This window comes from Leucobacter sp. Psy1 (assembly GCF_020096995.1).
In the GTDB taxonomy this organism is placed as follows: Bacteria; Actinomycetota; Actinomycetes; order Actinomycetales; family Microbacteriaceae; genus Leucobacter.
The window spans coordinates 1,747,477-1,761,594 of sequence record NZ_CP083692.1; the positions used below are offsets into that span (position 1 = coordinate 1,747,477).

General features: G+C 66.8%; 14 protein-coding genes. 11 read left to right on the top strand and 3 right to left on the bottom strand.

Features of this window, described 5'->3' with window-relative positions; genetic code table 11:
• The first annotated feature begins 198 nt into the window (after positions 1-198).
• Positions 199-1,458, top strand: a complete 1,260-nt coding sequence (locus K8P10_RS08155; RefSeq protein ID WP_224778453.1) for a TerC family protein — start codon at positions 199-201, stop codon at positions 1,456-1,458.
• A 107-nt stretch (positions 1,459-1,565) separates the two neighbouring features.
• On the opposite strand, the gene K8P10_RS08160 is transcribed toward K8P10_RS08155, so the two are convergent.
• The gene (locus K8P10_RS08160) at positions 1,566-2,300 is read right to left on the bottom strand and encodes a PspA/IM30 family protein (protein WP_224778454.1); all 735 of its coding nucleotides are present in this window, start codon (positions 2,298-2,300) and stop codon (positions 1,566-1,568) included.
• Between the two features lie 53 nt (positions 2,301-2,353).
• On the opposite strand from K8P10_RS08160, the gene K8P10_RS08165 reads away from it, so the two are divergent.
• The 3 genes from K8P10_RS08165 to K8P10_RS08175 are packed head-to-tail and all read left to right on the top strand — an operon-like array spanning position 2,354 to position 5,563.
• The gene (locus tag K8P10_RS08165; protein ID WP_224778455.1) at positions 2,354-3,676 is read left to right on the top strand and encodes a hypothetical protein; all 1,323 of its coding nucleotides are present in this window, start codon (positions 2,354-2,356) and stop codon (positions 3,674-3,676) included.
• 40 nt (positions 3,677-3,716) lie between these two features.
• Positions 3,717-4,946, top strand: a complete 1,230-nt coding sequence (locus K8P10_RS08170; protein ID WP_224778456.1) for a DUF418 domain-containing protein — start codon at positions 3,717-3,719, stop codon at positions 4,944-4,946.
• Positions 4,946-5,563, top strand: a complete 618-nt coding sequence (locus K8P10_RS08175; protein WP_224778457.1) for a phosphoribosylanthranilate isomerase — start codon at positions 4,946-4,948, stop codon at positions 5,561-5,563. Before K8P10_RS08170 ends, K8P10_RS08175 begins: the two co-directional genes overlap by 1 nt.
• Here K8P10_RS08175 and K8P10_RS08180 read toward each other — a convergent pair.
• The gene (locus tag K8P10_RS08180) at positions 5,560-6,054 is read right to left on the bottom strand and encodes an MFS transporter permease (RefSeq protein WP_224778458.1); all 495 of its coding nucleotides are present in this window, start codon (positions 6,052-6,054) and stop codon (positions 5,560-5,562) included. The genes K8P10_RS08175 and K8P10_RS08180 overlap by 4 nt on opposite strands.
• Before the next feature lie 95 nt (positions 6,055-6,149).
• Here K8P10_RS08180 and K8P10_RS08185 point away from each other — a divergent pair, with 95 nt between their 5' ends.
• From K8P10_RS08185 to K8P10_RS08195, 3 genes are read left to right on the top strand one after another with little or no spacing between them, the layout of a single operon-like run.
• Positions 6,150-6,734: a TetR/AcrR family transcriptional regulator gene (locus K8P10_RS08185; protein WP_224778459.1), complete on the top strand. Its 585-nt coding sequence runs from the start codon at positions 6,150-6,152 to the stop codon at positions 6,732-6,734.
• Between the two features lie 7 nt (positions 6,735-6,741).
• Positions 6,742-7,665 (top strand): DMT family transporter, encoded by a 924-nt coding sequence (locus K8P10_RS08190; RefSeq protein ID WP_224778460.1) that lies wholly within the window; start codon positions 6,742-6,744, stop codon positions 7,663-7,665.
• 48 nt (positions 7,666-7,713) lie between these two features.
• Positions 7,714-8,520 carry a M23 family metallopeptidase gene (locus tag K8P10_RS08195; RefSeq protein ID WP_224778461.1) on the top strand — a complete coding sequence of 269 codons (807 nt, stop codon included), beginning with the start codon at positions 7,714-7,716 and terminating at the stop codon, positions 8,518-8,520.
• 17 nt (positions 8,521-8,537) lie between these two features.
• On the opposite strand, the gene trpD is transcribed toward K8P10_RS08195, so the two are convergent.
• The gene (gene trpD, locus K8P10_RS08200) at positions 8,538-9,599 is read right to left on the bottom strand and encodes an anthranilate phosphoribosyltransferase (RefSeq protein WP_224778462.1); all 1,062 of its coding nucleotides are present in this window, start codon (positions 9,597-9,599) and stop codon (positions 8,538-8,540) included.
• A 216-nt stretch (positions 9,600-9,815) separates the two neighbouring features.
• Here trpD and K8P10_RS08205 point away from each other — a divergent pair, with 216 nt between their 5' ends.
• From K8P10_RS08205 to K8P10_RS08220, 4 genes are read left to right on the top strand one after another with little or no spacing between them, the layout of a single operon-like run.
• Positions 9,816-10,436 (top strand): heme-copper oxidase subunit III, encoded by a 621-nt coding sequence (locus K8P10_RS08205; protein WP_224781243.1) that lies wholly within the window; start codon positions 9,816-9,818, stop codon positions 10,434-10,436.
• A gap of 20 nt (positions 10,437-10,456) precedes the next feature.
• A complete protein-coding gene (locus K8P10_RS08210) occupies positions 10,457-11,266 on the top strand; it encodes a c-type cytochrome (protein ID WP_224781244.1) in 810 nt (269 codons plus the stop codon).
• A gap of 46 nt (positions 11,267-11,312) precedes the next feature.
• Positions 11,313-12,428 (top strand): ubiquinol-cytochrome c reductase iron-sulfur subunit, encoded by a 1,116-nt coding sequence (locus tag K8P10_RS08215; RefSeq protein WP_224778463.1) that lies wholly within the window; start codon positions 11,313-11,315, stop codon positions 12,426-12,428.
• The gene (locus K8P10_RS08220) at positions 12,425-14,035 is read left to right on the top strand and encodes a cytochrome bc complex cytochrome b subunit (RefSeq protein ID WP_224778464.1); all 1,611 of its coding nucleotides are present in this window, start codon (positions 12,425-12,427) and stop codon (positions 14,033-14,035) included. The genes K8P10_RS08215 and K8P10_RS08220 overlap by 4 nt, the downstream gene beginning before the upstream one ends.
• The last annotated feature ends 83 nt before the right edge of the window (positions 14,036-14,118 follow it).

The window sequence follows — 14,118 nt, forward strand, 5'->3', positions numbered from 1 at the left end:
CAGTTCGCATGTTGCGCGTTCGGAAATACTCGCGGGCTACAATCCCCTGGTACACTCAACTCCCAGCAAGGGAGTATCCCCCCTCTCCGTGAACGTCAGCACGTTCGGCACCTTGCCGAACCGGATGCGGAGGCCGATCCACCTCGGGTGATCGGCGGGAGAGACTTGCGTGGATCACGACACCCACGGGAGGCTCTCTTGGAGATCAACGGCTGGACTTGGGCCATCACCATCGCGGTGATCATCGGCCTACTGCTGTTCGACTATTTCGCGCACGTCCGGAAGGCGCACACGCCGCATATTCGCGAGGCGGCCATCTGGTCGGCCATCTACGTGGGCCTCGCGCTCGTGTTCGGTCTTGTCTTCTTCCTGTTCGGCGACACCCAGCACGCCATCGAGTACTACTCCGGGTACATCACGGAGAAGGCGCTCAGCGTGGACAACCTCTTCGTGTTCCTCGTGATCATGTCGTCGTTCCAGGTGCCGCGCGATTACCAGCAGAAGGTTCTACTCTTCGGCATCACCTTCGCGCTCATCTCGCGCACGGCGTTCATCCTCGTGGGTGCGGCCATCATCGAGGCCTGGTCAGATGTCTTCTACCTCTTCGGCATCGCGCTCCTGCTCATCGCCGGTCAGCAGCTCAAGGGTGAGCTGACGGGCGATAAGGACGGGAAGGACGAGGCGGACAACATCATGGTCCGCGGCGCCAAGCGCTTCCTGCCAGCCTCGGACGAGTACAACGGCGACCGCCTGACCGTCATGAAGAACGGCAAGCGCCTCATCACACCGATGCTGCTCGTCATGGTCGCCATCGGCGCGACCGACCTGCTGTTCGCGTTCGACTCGATCCCCGCGATCTTCGGTCTGACGCAGGACCCCTACATCGTCTTCACGGCGACGGCGTTCTCGCTCATGGGACTCCGTCAGCTCTACTTCCTCATCGACGGACTGCTCGACCGCCTCGTGTACCTCTCCTACGGTCTCGCGGCGATCCTCGGCTTCATCGGCGTCAAGCTGATCCTCCACGCGCTGCACGAGAACAACCTGTTCTTCGTGAACGGCGGCGAGAACGTTCCGGTCAGCGAGATCCCGACCGAGATTTCGCTGCTCGTCATCGTCTGCATCCTCATCATCACGGTGCTCGCGTCCCTCGCCAGCCCGAAGGGACGCGCACTCCGCGCACTGCAGAACGCTGAGCGGTTCGCGCACCGGTACACCGAGCTCAGCGATGAGGCGACCGAGGCGGAGCGTCGCGACGCCGCTCAGCTCATGGACGACTGGACTCGCCGGGCCGAGTCGGTCCCCCAGAAGTACCGCGACGATCTCATCGAGCACAAGGATCGCTACTCGCGCATCATCCGAACCGCTCACGAGTCGCGCCTGCAGGCAGCCAACGCCGCTGGTGTCGAGGCACCCGTCTCCCAGGAGATCGTGGACCAGGACGGCCCGACGATCTAGCGCATCCCGACGCTCGATGCACGAAAGCGCCGAGGGGGCTTACGCTCCTCCGGCGCTTTCGCGTCTCCCCTGCCGCGTTCCGTTGTCGGCGGGTCAGCGGAACGCGCTCACCGGTCGATGGCCTGCTGAGTCGTCCCGCTCTTGAGCGCTGCGAGCCGCGCCTCGACCTCAGTGACCTCACCCAGGTTCTCGAGCTCCATGAACTGCTGGTCGAGGCTCGATGCGGCGAGCTCCTGCTTGCCCTGCGCCAGCGCCTCCTGGCGACGGATCTTGTCCTCGAACCGGCCGAGCTCGCTGTTCGGATCCAGGAAGTCGACCGATTTCACGGCGTCGGCGACCCGGTTCTGCGCCTCCGCAACCTTCGCACGGGCGACGAGCTCGTTCCGCTTCGCCTTCAGCTGCTCGAGCTTCTCCTTCATCCCCTGCAGACCGGCCTTCAGCCGATCGACGACCTCCGTCTGAGTCGCGATCGTCGGAGCAGCCTCCTTGGCCTCGTTCTCCGCACTGATCTGCCGCTGCAGCGCAACCTTCGCGAGGTTGTCGAACTTGTCGGCGTCTGCAGCGTTGCCGCCCGCGCGCATCTCGTCGGCCTTCCGGCTCGCGGCGACGGCCTTGCGCCCCCACTCGTTCGCGGTGTCCACGTCCTCGGCGTAGTCGCGCTCCAGGAGCCGCAGGTTGCCGATCGTCTCGGCGATGGCGGCCTCGGCGTCCGCGATGCTGGCGCTGTAGTCGCGGACGAGTTGATCGATCATCTTCTGCGGGTCCTCCGCAGCATCGATCGCGGCATTGACGTTGGCGCGCACCAGGGCGGAGATGCGGCCGAAGATGGACTGCTTCGTCATGGGGTTCCTCTCGTTTCCACTGACTGTATATGTGAACACACTAGGATCGGAACATGGTGGGTTTCTGGGGGCGCCGCAAGCGCGAGGCCGACGAACGCCAGGGTCAGGTCGACGACGCTCTCGCCGGTCAGGCGCGCACCGCGCTCGTGACCGCCGACGAGCGGATCCGCGCCACCGACGACGAGCTCGCGTTCGCGTCGGCCGAGCTCGGTGAGTCGGCGACCGCCGATCTGCGCACCGCTCTCGCAGCAGTGCGACAGCACCTCGGCGAGGCATTCCAGCTGCACCAGCTCAACCACGACGAGATCCCCGATACCCCTGAGGAGCTCCGCACTCGGAACACCCGCATCGTGCAGCTCTGCGACTGGGCGGAGGAAGTGCTGGATGAGCGCACCGAGGCCCTGCGTGCCCAGGTCGAGCGCGTCAGAGAGGCCCCGCGCATCGCTCAGGGCGTGCGAGACGACGTCGAACGCCTGCGGAGCCGCATTCCCGAGACCCGCGACACGATCGAACGGCTGGGTGCACGCTACAGTGCCTCAGCACTCCATCGAATCCGCCTGACGGCAGACGAGGCCGAACGGCTCCTCGACTTCGCGGTGCAGTCGGTCGAACTCTCCGAGCGACGGCGGACCGCTGGCCGGAACGAGGACGCGACGCTCGCCCTCGAGACCGCCACCGAATCGGTGCGCCGTGCGACGTCCGTGCTCGACGGGGTGGACGGGTTCGAAGTCGAGGCCATGCGCGCCCAGTCCACACTCGCCGAGGTCATCGACGATTCCCGCTCGGACCTCGCCCGCGCGGCCTCACTCCCCCGGACCGGAGCACTCGACGCCGCGATCCGCGATCTTGAGACGGCGCTCTCCACGGTGTCAGGCGCCCACGGCGCGCGCGACCCGTTCGCCGACCTCTCCGCCCTTTCACAGGCGAACGCGGCACTCGACGCCGCCGTCGAGCGCGCGCAGCGTCCACTCCCCTCGCTCGACCATGTGCGGCACGACGTCGGCGCGGCCGATCGCGCACTCGATGTCGCCGACCGCCTCATCAACGGCCACCGCGGTTGGATCGGCGCCGACGCGCGGACGCGCTTCGCCGAAGCGCAGCGGCTCCGGAGTGAGCTCGACCCCCTGGTGGCGCCCGAGGAGACCCGCGAACGCGCCCAGCAACTCGCGCGGCGGACCACGCAGCTCGCCGACGAGGCCGTGCGACTGGCGCAGCGCGATATCGACTCCGCTCGTCCGGACGACGACGATTGGGGCGGGTGGGTCGGACGCGGTCAACGCGGCGGCGGACCGCTCGGCGGTGGCGGTGCGAGCGTGCTCGGCCCTGTCCTCGGCGGCGTGCTCCTCGGCGGCCTCCTGGACGACATCTTCGACTGACGTCGCGGCGCGGGCGTTCTCGGCCGATAGGGTCGGAGTCATGGCTGCTCAGCGATCCAATGCTCCCGACCTCGCGCGCGGCGTCATGCTCCTGCTCATCGCCATCGCCAACGTCTCCTTCTATCTCTGGGGGCACGACGCTCCGATGACGTCGGCGCACCCTCTCGACGGGACCGCGCTCGACCGGGCTCTGGCCGCGATCGCGATCGTCCTGGTGGATGCCAGGATCTACCCCATGTTCGCGTTCCTCTTCGGATACGGGATCGTGCAATTCTCCCGATCGCGCTATGAGCGCGGGGTCTCGGAACCGGCGATCCGGGGCATGCTCTTCCGGCGGCACTGGTGGCTCATCGCGTTCGGCTTCGTGCACGCCCTGCTCCTCTTCGCGGGCGACATTCTCGGCACGTACGGCATCGCGGGGCTCATCCTGACCGCGATCTTCTTCAGCCGGTCGGACACCGTGCTGCGCATCACGATCTGGGTGATCCTCGGTGTCCTCGCGGTCGGCGCCGTCCTCATGCTCGGTACGGCGATCCTCGTCACCGCACTGCTGCCCGACCCCACCGCATTCACTCTCGAGGACGACATCATGGTCTCGAACGCCGACTTCATGAACGGCATCGCCTCGTACGGCATCGCGATGCTCGTCCGCGTCGGCGTCTGGGTGGTATCGGCGCCGGGAGCTGTTTTCGGGTTGACGATCCCCGCGGCGATCCTCCTCGGCATGCTCGCCGGCCGGCACGCGTGGCTCGAAACCTTCTCCAGCAGGATCACGCTGGGAACCGTGGCTCTGTGGGGCATCGTCATCGGTGCCCTCGGAGGCCTCCTCCCCGCCCTCGGATACCTCGGCGCGGTGCCCTTCCTCGAGGGCTCCGAGTGGGGGACGATGGGGATCGCCCAGGTCACCGGGATCGCCGGTGGCGTCGGTTATGCCGCGCTGTTCGGGCTGATCGGTCAACGCCTCCCGACCCCAATGACGGGGATCCCGCGCGCGATCGCCGCCGTCGGCAAGCGCTCCCTCTCCTGCTACCTGTTCCAGTCGCTCATCTTCGCGCCGCTGCTGGCCGCGTGGGGCTTCGGTCTCGGAGCACAGATCAACACCACGGCGGCCTTCGGGATCGCGTTCGGCGTGTGGCTGGTCTCGGTGGTCCTCGCGTCACTGCTCGAGCGCAGGGGCGCACGCGGCCCTGCCGAGGTCCTTTTGCGTCGGCTCACCGCGGGGAAGCGCGGTCCGGCACCCGCTGAGCCTGCCGAACGGCCGGTCGGCTGATGTACGTCAAGATCTGCGGAATATCAGACCCGTCCATGGCGCGCTTCGCCGTGGACCGGGGAGCCGACGCAGTCGGTGTGGTCATGAGCGAGCGGAGTCCGCGTCACGCAGCTCCCGCGGTCGCGCGGAGCGTCGTCGCGGCGGCGCACGACGCCGCGGCCTCCACCGATACGGTTCTCGTGGTACGGGAGATGCCCGCTGCGGAGGCCGCCGCGACGGCGCTGCGGCTCGGCTTCGACGTCCTGCAGCTCCACGGCAAGTACTCCGCGGCCGACTTCGCTGCGGCTCTCGAGATCATTCCGCGTGTGTGGCGTGCGACCTCGCTCGTCACAGAGCCCGACGTCCGCGCCGGCGACCTCGGCGAGGAGCTCCTGCTCCTGGACGGGGCCGCGGCCGGATCCGGTGAAACCTGGGATCTCTCCACCATCGACCGCGCACGCATCGGCGACCGCTGGCTCCTGGCCGGCGGCCTCGATCCACGCACCGTCGGCCCCGCCGTCGACCTCGCTCGCCCCTGGGGCGTCGACGTCTCCAGCGGAGTGGAGTCCTCCCCTGGCCTGAAGGATCGGGACCTCATCGCCCGCTTCCTCGCGGCGGCACGACCCGCCCGAGACTAATCCTCGTCGGGGCGCCGCGACCGCGGAGGTGCATCGGTGATGATCGTGACGTCGCCCGGGTCGATCCGACCGGTGCGATCATCACCGGTGAACGGCGATTGTGCGCCGAACACCGCTCCCCCGGCGATTTCGCGGCGGAACTGCGAGAGGGAAAGCCAGAAGACGATCAGCGCTGCAGCGATCGCGGCCGCGAGAGCGACGCCGAACCAGCGCTCAGAGTACAGACCCACGAGGATCGTCAGCACGTGCCACGCGCCGAAGCCGGCCACGTCGGTCCACGACACCGCCCGATCCCGCTGCACCGAAGGCCTCGCGCGCACGAGGAGCGACGAGACGAGCTGCGCGATCGCCACTGAAGGAATCGCGATGAACAGAACCCACAGGAAGGCCCAACCGCCCGCTTCGAACACGCCCCACCCGACGAGCAGCCACAGCGGCAGCACGAGTACGGCCGGGAACAGCCATCGGAAGAATGCGCGTCGAAGCCACATGCGGATGAGCATACGCCCCCACCACGGGAAAACCCCGAACAGTCACTGTGTAGACTGGTCTGTCTAGCTGCTCGCTCCCCCAACGGAGGTCCGCCGTGCCCGAACTCACCGCCCGCGACCGAATTCTCACCGCCGCCGCTCGTCGATTCGCCGCCGACGGCATCATCGCCACCGGGATCGATGCCGTCATCGCCGAAGCCGGCGTCGCGAAGATGAGCCTGTACAACAACTTCTCGTCGAAGGCCGCACTCGTCGGTTCCTACATCGAGGCCAGGCATCACGAGTTGCTGGATTTCTACGCTCGTCGCGTCGCGACGGCGTCGACACCGGCGGAGTCGTGCCTCGCTCTGTTCGATGCCTACCTCGATCACGCGGAGAGTGCGCCGGAAGCGACGTTCCGCGGGTGCGGCCTACTGAACGCCGCGTCCGAGTTCCCCGCCGGCGATCCCGCCAGGGCAGTGGTGCGGGAGCACAAGGAGGAGATCGAGGCCATCCTGCTCGGTCACCTCGCCGAGGTGGTCGGCGAGGAACAGGCCAGCGGCCTTGCCGAGCACCTCGTCTACGTGCTCGAAGGAGCTATGTCACGGGCCGGCCTCGATGGCGCCACCGAACGCATCTCGCGCGGCCGCACCATCGCGGCGGCCATTCTGCGGGCCGAGCTGCCGGCGGAATCGCGGTGACCCTCGGATGAGTCCTCAGCAAACCGTGCACCGTGGGCGCGCTCTCGGAGTCATCGCAGTACTCACGACCGCCGTGCTCTGGGGCACGACCGGCACCGCCGCGACCTTCGCGCCAGAGGTGGGACCGCTCGCGATCGGTGCCGCCGCCCTCGGCATCGGCGGCGTACTGCAGGCAGGCATCGCGATTCCGGCGCTCCGCTCCAGCGCCCGGGAACTTCGCTCGAGACCGGGGCTCGTGTGGGCCGGGGCTCTCGCCGTCTTCGTCTACCCGCTGGCGTTCTACAGCTCGATGCACCTGGCCGGCGTCGCCATCGGCACTGCAGTCTCGCTCGCCACGGCCCCGCTTGCGGCCGGGGCACTCGAACGCATCCTCGACGACCGCCCGCTCGCCCCGCGCTGGCTCCTCGCCGCGACCATCGGGATCATCGGCGGTGCGACGCTGACCGCCGCCAAGCTCGGGGATTCCGGTTCAGGCGCATCCGATACCGTGCTCGGCATCGTCTGCGGACTGGGAGCCGGCATCGCGTATGCCGCGTACTCCTGGTGCGTGCACCGACTCCTGCACGATGGCGTCGGACGAGCGGCATCGATGGGTGCGATCTTCGGCCTCGGTGGCCTCCTGCTCGTCCCGATCCTCATCGCGACGGGCGCGCCGCTGCTCACCAGCTGGAACAACTTCGCCGTGGGCGCCTACATGGCCATTGTGCCCATGTTCATCGGATACCTCCTCTTCGGTTACGGCCTCACCCGAGTCTCTCCTCGCACCGCGACCACGCTCACGCTCAGCGAACCCGCTGTGGCCGCAGTCCTCGCCACCCTCGTGGTCGGCGAGCGCCTGGGCGCGCTCGGCTGGGCCGGCATGACCTGCGTGGGCGTCGCGCTCGTCGTCGTTACCGCTCCGGTCCGCGTACCCCGAACGCTGACTTCGTAACCGTTTCGTGATACCGTGGGTCACCATTGCCCCCGACCCAGGATACGCATGCCCCGAACCTTCCCGTCAGACGACCAGCGTCAGCCATTCGGCGACCCCGGCATCGGAACGACGGACGAATCGGTCGGGTTCGGACCCGTAGCGGTCACGGCGCTTCCCCGCTACCGATTCGATCGCGAGGAGCCGGCGACGCCGCTCAGCCGGAAGCGCCGGTTCATCCACCGGGCATTGCGCGTCACGGCGGTCGCGAGCGTCGTCGGCCTGGTCGGCGCCAGCGCACTCCCCCTGCTCTCGTCGGCGTCCGAGACTGAGGCGTCAGCGGCGGTCAGACAGAACCTCGTGGTCGACACGTCCTCCGAACCGGATCTCTCCGCCTTCAGCGCTACCTCGGCGAGCTTGAAGCCGTCGGGCGCGACCTATGCGAACGTGGAATCCTCTGCCGTGCAGTTCCCCTTCGCCGACGGAGTCGCGACGCTGACCGATGGTTTCGGCTATCGCACCGCCCCGGTCGCGCAGTTCCACGATGCGCAAGACTTCGCCGCCCCAGCCGGAACGCCGATCTCGATCATCGCAGACGGCACTGTGGCCGAAGCGGGCTACAGCGATGACGGGTGCGGCTTCGGGCTCAAGGTCGATCACGAGATCGACGGCGAAGAAGTGAGCAGCCGTTACTGCCACATGGAGCTCGCCTCCCACTCCTACGCGGTGGGAGACTCCGTCAGCGTCGGCGACGAGGCCGGTCGTGTGGGCAATACCGGCATGTCGTTCGGCCCGCACCTCCACCTCGTGATCAAGGTGGCGGGCACCGCCGTCGACCCGCTGCCCTTCCTCACCGAGCACAACGACAAAGACTGAGCGCCGCTCGAACCCCCTCAGCCGGCGTGAGCCGTCGTCGACGCCGCCCAGGCCTCGAGCTTGGCCACGGCTGCACCGCTGTCGATCGCATCGGCTGCGCGCGCGATCTGCTCCGCGAGCCGCTCGAGCATCGGCCGCTCCCCGGATTCCGGATTCGCGAAGAGGTCGAAGGCGACCAGACCGGCCGCGGCGTTCAGCAGCACGATGTCGCGCACGGGGCCACTGTCTCCCGCGAGCGTGCGACGCACAGTGTCCGCATTCTCCTCAGGTGAACCGCCGAGGAGATCGTCGATCTCCGCACGGGCGATCCCGAGATCCCGCGGATCCAAATCGTGCTCGGTCAGCGACCCGCGATTCACCTCCCAGATCCGGGAGTGGCCCGTCGTCGTGAGCTCGTCGAGCCCGTCATCACCGCGGAACACCAGGGCGGACGCGCCCCGGATCCGGAATACGCCGGCGATGAGCGGCGCGCGCTCCGCATCGGCGACACCGACCGCCGACGCTTCCGGACGCACCGGGTTGCAGAGCGGCCCCAGGAAGTTGAACACCGTCGGGATCCCGATCTCCTTGCGCACCGGGGCGACATGGCGGAACCCAGGCAGGAAGCGACCCGCATGCACGAACGCGATCCCCGTCTCCTCGAACGATGAGACGAGGGCAGACTCGTCCAGAGACAGATCGATGCCGAGGGCCGACAGCACGTCCGAGGAACCCGACTTGCTGCTCGCCGCACGGTTGCCGTGCTTGACGATCGGCACTCCGGCTGCTGCGGCCACAATGGCGGACATCGACGAGACGTTCACGGTACCGAAGCGGTCGCCTCCCGTGCCGACGATGTCGAGTGATGCGGCAGGGAGGGCGAGCGGGAGCGCCTCGGCGAGAATCGCGTCGCGGAATCCGACGATCTCGTCGACCGTGACGCCCTTCGCGCGGAGCGCCACGAGAAACGCGCCGATCTGCGCGGGCGAAGCGGATCCCGTCATGATCTGGGCCATCGCCCACTCAGCCTGCGACACGCTGATGTCGTCGCCCTCCAGGAGCGAGGTGAGAATCGTCGGCCAGGTCCGTGCGTCCGTCATGACGCCCAGTCTATCCGCGCGTCCACGGGGACAGCGCGCGGATGAACCCCCGCACCTCTCTCACGACGCGTGCGCGAGGCGGGCACCGGCGCACATTCCGATGCTCAGGAAACGGTAGGGTGGTCTGAGGACACCGATGGAAGTTCGGCGCGCCGATCCGAAATGGAATTCGCACACCAAACTTTCAGCCATAATGGAGGAGTGACGACGACCACTATGAATACCCAGTCAGCCGTGCCCACGGTGCAGCGACCGAATACGGTCGCCGTCGGTACGATCGTGTGGCTCGGCAGCGAGGTCATGTTCTTCGCGGGGCTCTTCGCGATCTACTTCACGCTGCGCGCCATGAACCCAGAACTCTGGGCGGAGCAAGTCGAGAAGCACAACTTCACGTTCGCCCTGATCAACACGTTGATCCTGGTCGCGTCCTCCTTCACGTGCCAGGCAGGCGTCTTCGCAGCAGAACGCGGCCAGCCGCGTGCGACCGGCGCCAGCCCGCGCAACTGGGGAACCGTCGAGTGGTTCTTCCTGACCTTCTTCATGGGCGCGGTGTTCGTGTCCGGTCAGGTCTGGGAGTACGCGACGTTCGTGTCCGAGGGGATCACCCTCCCGTCCGACCCCTACGGTTCCGCCTTCTACATGACCACCGGTTTCCACGGCATTCACGTGGCACTCGGCCTCATCGCCTTCCTGCTGGTCATCGGGCGCATCTACGCAGTGAAGAACTTCGGCCACAAGGAGGAGACCTCCGCCATCGTCGTGTCGTACTACTGGCACTTCGTTGACATCGTGTGGATCATCCTGTTCTTCGTCATCTACGTCCTCGACATCCTCTAGATCGGTCAGGAGAAATCGACATCAGGGCTCGCGCCAAGAAAAACGTTCGAAAGTCAGGCCGACGGCACCCCCTGGCCACCGCTGCGCTCGTCGCGGTCGGCCTGCTCGTCACGGGTGCCGCGTACGCCGGCTTCAGCCAGACCTCCGCGACCGCCGAGGTGGACCTCACGTCCCAGCAGACCATCGAAGAGGGGCGCAAGCTCTTCGGAGCAAACTGCGCCACCTGTCACGGCACCGGCGCGCAGGGCACTGAAGAGGGCCCGTCGCTGATCGGCTCCGGCGCCGCTTCGGTCCACTTCCAGGTGGACACCGGCCGCATGCCACTCGCCTACCAGGGCCCTCAGGGAATGGTGAAGCCGAAGCAGTTCACCGAGGAGCAGACGCTCCAGATGGCCGCTTACGTCGCGTCGCTCGCCCCTGGCCCCGGCCTCCCCGAGTCGCAGTACCTCACCGCGGACGATTCGAACGACATCGCCAACGGCGGCGTTCTGTTCCGCATCAACTGCGCGATGTGCCACAACGTCGCAGCTGCGGGCGGCGCGTTGACCGAGGGCAAGTTCGCTCCCCCGCTCGGCGGCGTCGAGCCGTCGCACATCTACGAAGCCATGGTGACCGGCCCGCAGAACATGCCCGTCTTCAACGACGCGAACCTGTCGCCGCAGGACAAGGCGGACATCATCTCGTACCTGAAGTACCTCGAGAACGAGCCCACCGTCGGCGGCTTCTCGCTCGGTTCGATCGGCCCCGTCGCCGAGGGTATGTTCATCTGGGTGCTGGGCCTCGGCGCGATCGTGGGCCTCACCGTGTGGGTAACCGCGAAGTCGAACTAGTCAGCGGAGTTCGCAGAGTTTCATGAGTCAGGAATCAAGGAGCAACATGGCAGAGGAAGCGCAGAACAACGGCAGCGACGGCGCCGTTGTCGCCGCCCATGGCCACGGCGACGGCGGGGTGTCCGCCGGTACGGCGGTGATCGCCTCCGACGCCGTGCAGAACCCGGGCCTTCCCCCGCACCGGCAGCGCGTCACCGACACCAACCCGAAGAAGGCGAAGGGTGCCGAGCGCACCGTCTACACGCTCTTCTACCTGTCGATCGTCGGGAGCCTGGGCGCCGTACTCGCCTACATGTTCTTCCCGATGGAATCGGGCGAGCTGCTCGATATCCGGCTGCACACACTCTTCGTCGGACTCGGCATGGCACTCGGCCTGCTCGCCCTCGGCATCGGTGCGGTCCACTGGGGCAAGGCGCTCATGGCGGACCACGAGTCGATCGATGAGCGGCACCCGGTCGCCAGCTCCGAAGAGGTGCGTCAGGACTCCGCCGAGATCTTCAAGATCGCCGACGAGGAATCCGGTTTCTCGCGTCGCTCGCTCGTGCGGAACAGCCTGATCGGCGCTCTCGTCGCCTTCCCGCTGCCCGGCATCACTCTGCTCCGCAGCCTTGCCCCGCAGGACCGCGACCCCGTGCAGCTGCTGAAGCACACGATGTGGGACACCGGGGTTCGCCTCGCCCGCGATCCCTCCGGAGTGCCGATCCGCGCTAGTGAGGTCACCATCGGCTCCGCCTTCCACGTGATCCCCGAGACGCTGAACCACAGCGACTTCGAAGAGCTCAGCCTCGACGAGCGCGGTGGCAGCGAGACGCTGCTCGACGCCAAGGCGAAGGCCATCGTCCTCCTGATGCGTCTCGATCAGTCCGACCTCAAGGAAGACGACGACCGCAAGGACTGGTCCTACAACGGCATCGTCGCGTACTCCAAGGTCTGCACGCACGTCGGCTGCCCCGTGGCACTCTACGAGCAGCACACCCACCACCTCCTCTGCCCCTGCCACCAGTCGCAGTTCGACGTCTCCGAGCACGCGAAGGTCATCTTCGGACCTGCGAAGCGACCGCTTCCGCAGTTGCCGATCACGGTGGACGACGAGGGCTACCTCGTCGCTCAGAGTGATTTCCACGAACCTGTCGGCCCGAGCTTCTGGGAGCGCCTCAAGTGAGCAGCACCGCAACTACGAAACCCGCCGCGACCGGATCGAGCCGATTCACCTCGAAGGCCGCGACCTACATTGACGATCGCACCAAGGTCGGCGTTGCCGTCAAGGAGTTCGGCCGGAAGGTCTTCCCCGACCACTGGTCGTTCCTGCTCGGCGAGGTCGCGCTGTACAGCTTCGTCGTCATCCTCATCTCGGGTACGTTCCTGACGCTGTTCTTCCAGGCGTCCATGGCCGAGGTCCACTACACCGGCCCCTACACGCCCATGAAGGGTGTCGAGATGTCCGTCGCGATGGCGTCGACACTCGACATCTCGTTCTCGGTGCGCGGCGGTCTGCTCATGCGGCACGTGCACCACTGGGCAGCCCTGCTCTTCGTGGCGTCGATCGGCCTGCACATGCTCCGCATCTTCTTCACGGGTGCGTTCCGCAAGCCGCGCGAGCTCAACTGGGTCATCGGCTTCGTGCTGTTCGTCCTGGCCATGGCAGAGGGCTTCACGGGCTACTCGCTTCCCGATGACGTGCTCTCCGGCAACGGCCTGCGCATCATCGACGGCATCATCAAGGCGATCCCGGTCGTCGGCACCTACCTCTCCTACTTCTTCTTCGGAGGAGAGTTCCCCGGCACCGATATTGTCGGACGTCTGTACATGCTCCACATCATGGTGCTGCCGGCGCTGGTGATCCTCTTCATCGCCCTGCACCTCGCCTTCGTGGTCATCCACAAGCACACCCAGTACCCCGGACCGGGTAAAACGGAGCAGAACGTCGTCGGTTTCCCCGTGCTGCCGGTGTACGCAGCGAAGGCCGGTGGCTTCTTCTTCATCGTCTTCGGTGTGATCCTGCTGATCGCCTCCTTCTTCGGTATCAACGCGATCTGGGATTACGGCCCCTACGACCCGTCCCCCGTGTCGGCAGGTACCCAGCCCGACTGGTACATCGGCTTCGCCGACGGCATGCTGCGACTGGTGCCGCCGGGTCTGGAGACCGAGTGGTTCGGCTACACCTGGTCATGGAACATGCTCATTCCGCTCGCGCTGATCGGTCTCTTCCTCGTCCTCGTTGCGCTGTACCCGTTCATCGAGGCGTGGATCACCGGTGACAAGCGAGAGCACCACATCCTCGATCGTCCGCGCAATGCGCCGACCCGTACCGCGATCGGTGCCGCAGGTGTGACGTTCTACGGTGTGATGTGGGCGGGCGCCAGCTCCGACCTCATGGCGACGCACTTCCAGCTCTCCATGGAGGGCGTGATCCACGCGCTGCAGTTCTGCCTCATCTTCGGGCCGTTCATCGCCTACTTCCTGACGAAGCGGATCTGCCTCGGTCTGCAGAAGAAGGACCGTTCGATCGCACTCCACGGCTACGAGTCCGGACGTATCGTCCGCCTCCCCGGTGGCGAGTACATCGAGGTTCACAAGCCCGTGAGTGAGTACGAGCGCTGGGAGCTGGTCAGCTACACCGACTACGCCCCCCTGATGCTCCGCCCGAACGACCAGGGCCGGATCCCGTTCTCGCAGCGTCTCCGCGCCGGCTTCAGCCGCTGGTTCTTCGAGGATCGCATCGTTCCCCCGAGCCAGGGCGAGATCGACAGCCAGGACGGGCACCACTAAGAACCGTCTCCGAAGAGGGACGGGCAGCACCGACGTGCTGCCCGTCCCTCTTCGCGTATCTGGATTCTCCGTGAACGAGCATC

Bases quoted from the DNA above. Each gene is read 5' to 3' on its own strand.
- K8P10_RS08160 (WP_224778454.1), bottom strand. From the start codon at position 2,300: ATGACGAAGCAGTCCATCTTCGGCCGCATCTCCGCCCTGGTGCGCGCC.
- K8P10_RS08165 (WP_224778455.1), top strand. From the start codon at position 2,354: ATGGTGGGTTTCTGGGGGCGCCGCAAGCGCGAGGCCGACGAACGCCAG.
- K8P10_RS08170 (WP_224778456.1), top strand. From the start codon at position 3,717: ATGGCTGCTCAGCGATCCAATGCTCCCGACCTCGCGCGCGGCGTCATG.
- K8P10_RS08175 (WP_224778457.1), top strand. From the start codon at position 4,946: ATGTACGTCAAGATCTGCGGAATATCAGACCCGTCCATGGCGCGCTTC.
- K8P10_RS08180 (WP_224778458.1), bottom strand. From the start codon at position 6,054: ATGTGGCTTCGACGCGCATTCTTCCGATGGCTGTTCCCGGCCGTACTC.
- K8P10_RS08190 (WP_224778460.1), top strand. From the start codon at position 6,742: ATGAGTCCTCAGCAAACCGTGCACCGTGGGCGCGCTCTCGGAGTCATC.
- K8P10_RS08195 (WP_224778461.1), top strand. From the start codon at position 7,714: ATGCCCCGAACCTTCCCGTCAGACGACCAGCGTCAGCCATTCGGCGAC.
- trpD (WP_224778462.1), bottom strand. From the start codon at position 9,599: ATGACGGACGCACGGACCTGGCCGACGATTCTCACCTCGCTCCTGGAG.
- K8P10_RS08205 (WP_224781243.1), top strand. From the start codon at position 9,816: ATGAATACCCAGTCAGCCGTGCCCACGGTGCAGCGACCGAATACGGTC.
- K8P10_RS08215 (WP_224778463.1), top strand. From the start codon at position 11,313: ATGGCAGAGGAAGCGCAGAACAACGGCAGCGACGGCGCCGTTGTCGCC.